Source organism: Halomonas sp. 3D7M (genome assembly GCF_014897885.1).
Taxonomy (GTDB): domain Bacteria; phylum Pseudomonadota; class Gammaproteobacteria; order Pseudomonadales; family Halomonadaceae; genus Vreelandella.
The window spans coordinates 5,217-6,560 of sequence record NZ_JABUZF010000190.1 but is presented as its reverse complement, the minus strand read 5'-3'; the positions used below and the strand labels follow the sequence as shown (position 1 = coordinate 6,560).

The 1,344-nt window shown below is 54.8% G+C and carries 2 protein-coding genes; one reads left to right on the top strand and one right to left on the bottom strand.

Going from position 1 to position 1,344, the window contains the following annotated elements:
• Positions 1-631, bottom strand: a 631-nt coding sequence (locus tag INT22_RS20760) for an MFS transporter (protein ID WP_226912611.1), incomplete at its 3' end; no start/stop codon positions are given.
• Between the two features lie 236 nt (positions 632-867).
• On the opposite strand from INT22_RS20760, the gene INT22_RS10785 reads away from it, so the two are divergent.
• Positions 868-1,164: a DUF1330 domain-containing protein gene (locus INT22_RS10785; RefSeq protein ID WP_089039021.1), complete on the top strand. Its 297-nt coding sequence runs from the start codon at positions 868-870 to the stop codon at positions 1,162-1,164.
• Positions 1,165-1,344: the final 180 nt, after the last annotated feature.

Here is a 1,344-nt window from a genome sequence, read left to right as displayed (position 1 = left end):
TCGACAGTACCAGTTTGTAACGCGCCAGCAGGCTCATCTTAGGGCTTTTCGCTCGAGACACCTTACCCGTACCGGTAAAAAGCACCCGCACCAACAACGGCACCAGCAGCACCGCGTATATCGCCAAAGCGAAAAAGATATAGTGCCAGGAACCCAGCGCCAGAATCGCGCTGCCCACGCTCGGCGCAATGCCAGGCGCCAACACCATGATAAAGCCCATCATCGAAAACAGTTTCGCGGCGTCGCGGCCAGCCACCCGGTCGCGCACCAACGCCGGCACAGATACCAGAGTAAAGCCAGCACCAAGGGCCTGAACAGCTCGCCCGACGAGCAGCGTGTTCAAAGAATCCGCCATACCAATGACAATGCTTGAGAGCGCAAAAATCGCCAGCCCGCTCATCAACACCCGCTGGCGCCCGAAGCGGTCTGAAAGCGCACCGCCGATTAACTGACCAAACGCCATCGCGAATACATACACTGAAACGCTCAGCGACACCGCCTGCTGAGAAACTCCCAGCGATTCGCCAATAACCGGAAAAGCCGGCAGGTACGTATCCATGGAAAACGGGCCCAGCATCATGGTCAATGCCAAGCTCAGCACCACAATGAACGGCGTTTTAGATTGGGTCATAGAAGCTCGCGGTAAAGGGGCGTAATGATGGACAACACCCACAATATGATACCGACAGTTGCTATCAAGGCAATCGAATAGGTAGGTGGCTTGCTAATGGGGCTTTGGAGCAAAGTTTTGAGAGCAGGGGTTTGAGAGCAGGGGTTTGAGAGTAAGGTTATGAGAGTAAGTGGACAGCGCCCAACCAACAACAGGTATGATTGCATAGCGCATTTAATACCAACGAGGAGAGCCGAATGCCCGCCTACATCGTACTAACCCGTGAACACACTCACGACAACGAAGAAATGAAGCGCTACAGCGAAAAGGCCAAAGCCGCCCGCGAAGGCCACGACCCACAGCCGCTCGCCTTTTATGGTGATTTTGAGGTGCTAGAAGGAAGCGCCATGGAAGGTGCGGTGATTCTACGCTTCCCCGACATGGCCGCCGCCCGTGCCTGGTACGAAAGCCCCGCCTATCAGGAAGCCCGCAAACACCGTTTCCAAGGTGCCGACTATCGCGTTTTTCTAGTGGATGGAATAGCAGAGGCTTAATGGTCAAAGCCCCTGCGTTCATCGGCGGGGGATACAGCTATCGCAACAAGATGAAATGTTCGATCAGCCGAATCATCAACGTTTTCTGATCCGGTAGGCTTTCCGCCACCAATAGAGCCAGGGCCACTAGGGTATTGTCATTAATCAGCTGCTCTACTGGCTTTGCCAGCAACGCGGCGT

Coding starts and splice junctions, on each gene's coding strand:
- INT22_RS10785 (WP_089039021.1), top strand. CDS start 868: ATGCCCGCCTACATCGTACTAACCCGTGAACACACTCACGACAACGAA.